This window comes from Rhizobium sp. R634 (genome assembly GCF_002211305.1).
Lineage (GTDB): Bacteria > Pseudomonadota > Alphaproteobacteria > Rhizobiales > Rhizobiaceae > Rhizobium.
Genome location: NZ_LOKW01000022.1, coordinates 1 through 3,927, shown reverse-complemented (window position 1 = coordinate 3,927; position 3,927 = coordinate 1). Strand labels below are relative to the sequence as shown.

At 57.4% G+C, this 3,927-nt stretch carries 3 protein-coding genes; all 3 read right to left on the bottom strand.

What is annotated here, in order from left to right:
• Positions 1-145: 145 nt before the first annotated feature.
• Positions 146-1,690, bottom strand: a complete 1,545-nt coding sequence (locus ATY77_RS17985; RefSeq protein WP_088688420.1) for a sugar ABC transporter ATP-binding protein — start codon at positions 1,688-1,690, stop codon at positions 146-148.
• A gap of 75 nt (positions 1,691-1,765) precedes the next feature.
• The gene (locus ATY77_RS17980) at positions 1,766-2,704 is read right to left on the bottom strand and encodes a substrate-binding domain-containing protein (protein WP_088688419.1); all 939 of its coding nucleotides are present in this window, start codon (positions 2,702-2,704) and stop codon (positions 1,766-1,768) included.
• A gap of 89 nt (positions 2,705-2,793) precedes the next feature.
• Positions 2,794-3,780, bottom strand: coding sequence for a LacI family DNA-binding transcriptional regulator (locus tag ATY77_RS17975; RefSeq protein ID WP_088688418.1), 987 nt, complete (start codon positions 3,778-3,780; stop codon positions 2,794-2,796).
• Between the last annotated feature and the right edge of the window lie 147 nt (positions 3,781-3,927).

Genomic DNA, 3,927 nt, shown 5'->3' with positions numbered 1-3,927 from the left:
AGAAACGACGCGCCGACGAAAATCCAACCAAGCACCTCGAAGATCAGCGCGATGCCGAGAAGCACGAAAGCCATCGACATTTCGCTCTTGAACTTCCGCTTAACGGCGCGCTTGTCTACCAATCCTGGGATTTCGGAAGTTGTCGTCATTGTGCGGCGAGCTCCATGATCTTGACCTGGTCGGCATCCGCGCGGTCGAGGATGCCCGCCAGTCGTCCTTGACGGATCGTGAGGATACGGTCGCTCATGCCGAGAATCTCCGGGAGTTCGGAGGAGATCATGATCACGGCGACCCCTGTGGAAGCGAGGGTGGAGATCATTCGATGGATCTCCGCCTTGGCGCCGACATCGATCCCGCGGGTTGGTTCATCAAGGATGAGCACCTTGGGTTTTGTCAGCAGCCAGCGACCGATCAGCACTTTCTGCTGGTTGCCGCCGGAAAGGTTGAGGATCTTCTCGCCCATGCTTGGAGTTTTCACGCGCAGCGTGGTTTTCATCTCTTCGCATTCTTCGGAAAGGCGCTTCTGCTGCACGAAACCGTGCTTGACATACCCGCCATGGAGCGCGGCCAACTGCATGTTCTGTTGGATATCCAAAAGCAGGAAACAGCCCGATTCCTTGCGGTCCTCGGTCAGAAACGCCATGCCGTTCGCCATGGCGATGCCCGGAGAGGCAATTCTGATCTCCCTGCCACCGATGGCTATGGTTCCCGAGGTTGCGGGGGTCACGCCGAAGATCGTTTCGGCAATATTCGAACGGCCGGCGCCGACCAGTCCTGCAATTCCGAGGATTTCGCCGGCATGGAGATCGAATGACACCTCTTCGAATACACCCTTCAGACCGAGATCTCGAACGCTTAGAACGACGTCCCCGATCTTCGCTTCCACCTTTGGAAACATCTGTGAAATTTCGCGCCCGACCATCATGCGAATGACTTCGTCACGCGTCAGATCATTGGATGCCTTGGTGGCAATGTGCCTGCCGTCCCTGAAGATCGATACCTCGTCGGCGATCTCGAACAGCTCGTTCATCTTGTGCGTGATGTAGATGATGCCTTTGCCTTGCTCTCTGAGCGTGCGGATGATGCGAAACAGGTGCTCGACTTCGCGTTCGGTCAGCGCCGACGTCGGTTCGTCCATAATGAGGACGTCTGACTGGTAGGAGACCGCTTTTGCGATCTCGACCATTTGTCGGCTTGCCACAGATAGCTGTCCCACCCTCTCGTCGGGATCAAGATCGATTCCGAGTTCCTTGAACAGGCGGTAGGTGCTGGCCCGCAGTTCGCGATGATCGACAAGGCCGAAGCGGTTTCGCGGTTCGCGGCGGATCCAGATATTTTCCGCGATCGTCATATGATTCATCAGGTTAAGTTCCTGGTGAATCATCGCAATGCCGTTATCGAGCGCATCAAGCGGGCTGCGCAGTTTGATCGGAAGGTTGTTGAGATAGAATTCTCCGGCATCGGGCGTGTAGATGCCGGCGATGATCTTCATCAAGGTTGACTTGCCCGCGCCGTTCTCACCCATAAGGGCGTGGACCGTTCCGCGACGAAGCCGGAAGGAGACGTTATCGAGGGCAACGTTCCCGGCGAATTCCTTGCGGACGTTTTCGACCTGCAGGAGATATTCGGCTGTCGGAACGGCTCCGCTCTCTCTTACAGCCCTGATAGTTGAGGGGGAGACTGTCTTCATTTGACCAAGCCCTTCCATGACCCGTCTGCTGAGATCGACAGGCGCACCCTGCGCGCGCCTGCCGTTCGTTGGATGCTAGTTCCGGCTGAGATAGCTTTCGACGTTCGATGGATTGACCAGCTCGTAGGGAATCCAGAGTGGCGACTCGACCTTCTCGCCCCTTGCAAGTTTCATGGCGACGTCGACCGATCCGGCGCCTTGTCCGATAGCATCCTGAAAAACGGTGACCTGGAGATCGCCGTTCTTCATGTATTGCATCGCTTCCTTAGTAGCATCGACGCCGGCCACGACCACCTCTGAGGCGTCAAACCCGGACGCTTTGAGCGAATTGATCGCACCGATGGCCATCTCGTCATTGTTCGAAATGATCGCGGCCGGCTTGTATCCCGCTGTGATCCAGTTCGTCACCAAGTCCTGGGCCTTCACTGGATCCCAGTTTGCCGATTGCTCGTCGATGATCTTCATGAAGTTGCATTCTGCGGTGGCAGCAACATCGTGCACGGCCTGGCTGCGCAATACCGCCGTTTCATTGGCGAGCACGCCTTGAATGATCAGGATGTCTGCGGCATCAGCCTTCCCGCGCGCCTTGAGGACGCGGCACACTTCCTGTGCTTCCAGCGTGCCGGCAACCTTCTCGTCGGAACCGACGAATGCGGCCTTCGGACCGAGTTCGTTGACGTCACTTGGCGTGTTGTTCACGTAGACAAGCGGGATGCCCGCGTCGGCAGCGAGCTTCGTCATTGTCGGCGTAGCAGACGTTTCGACCGTATTGACGATGATCGCGTCGACTTTTGCCGCGATGAAATTCTGAACCTGCGACAGCTGGCGATTGACGTCGCCTTCGGCAAATTCGATTTGCAGCGGCTGGTTCGATTGTGCAGCCCTGTCCTTGATACCCTTGACGAGAACGGCAAGGTTTGAATCGCTGTGAGAAATGCTAACGCCAATATCGCCGGCGAAAGCTGCGGATCCAAGAAATGCCATGGACGCTGTCAGGATAATCATTCGATTCATTATCTAGTCCCCTTCAAATGGGTGTCCGGCTGCACCCGATTGTTTCTCCGGAACGTCTGCGCCCTCCTGCAATGAGGACTCCTCATGGTTCAGGCGGATTGCCTAACCTTCAGCTCGAATGGCAGAATTATATTTCGACCGCCCTCGAAGCCCGGTTTGGGCATTTCGATCAACTCGGCGATCGCCGGACCGAATTCGAGTGCCGGCACCTTCACCGTGGTCAACCAAGGAGCCAACCACTCGTTCAGGCGATTGTCGTCGAAGCCGAAGATGACAAGGTCGTCGGGTACACGAAGATTGCGCTCCATAGCCGCCCGATAGAAACCGTACGCGATCATGTCGTTTGCGCAGAAGACGCTGTATTTCTTCCGTTCGTGGTCGAGAAGTCGGCAGGCATGCTCGTAGCCGGCCTGCATTGTGTAGGGGCTCTCGAACTGCAGTACGCGTGAGGCATCGCCCACGCCGGCGATGAAACCGTCCAATCGCGCAGTACTGCCAAAATAATGACGCGGGCCGTGGATCGCGACCCAGTTCTCATAACCACGCGCGATGAAGTAGTGCCCGACCGCCAGCCCGGCCTGGAAGTTATCGATGCCCACGTAAGGGGCGATAATTCCCTGCGCTGGCCGCCGGTTTGCGAAGATCAGGTTGCCCTGCGTCGTCACCAGTTCGCGAAGCCTCGGTGTATCAATCGCGCCCTGCAGTACGATCGCGCGCGCTCGCAGCCCTTGAGCGTCGGCGAGAAGGCGATCCTGCTGCGCGGCGTTTTCGCCGGTGTTGGCCAGGACCATCGACAGGCCGATACCCTTGAGCGCGCTTTCCACCGATACGGCGATGTCGGCGGTGAAGTGGTTGGTCGCGTCCGGCACCAGCATGACCACGACGCGGCTTTGAGCAAGCCGTAAAGAACGGCCGATTTCGGAGGGGGTGTATCCGAGAACCTTCGCCGCCTGACGGACGCTCTCGATCGTGCGAGGAGCAAGCGCGTTGGTCTTTCCCGAGAAGTAACGCGAGACGGTGGCGGTCGAGACGCCCGATAGACGTGCGACATCACGTATGGTTGGTGGTTTCGTCATATCGCAGTCCCAAGCACCTGATGTTAACGATTACATCCTGACTTCAATCGGTGGATTATTTTGTGTTTTGCGCCTTTGCATTTGCGGCATCGACGATCGGCTTCAGATAGTCGAGGCAGACGCGGGCGACCCAGTCGGGCTCGATGC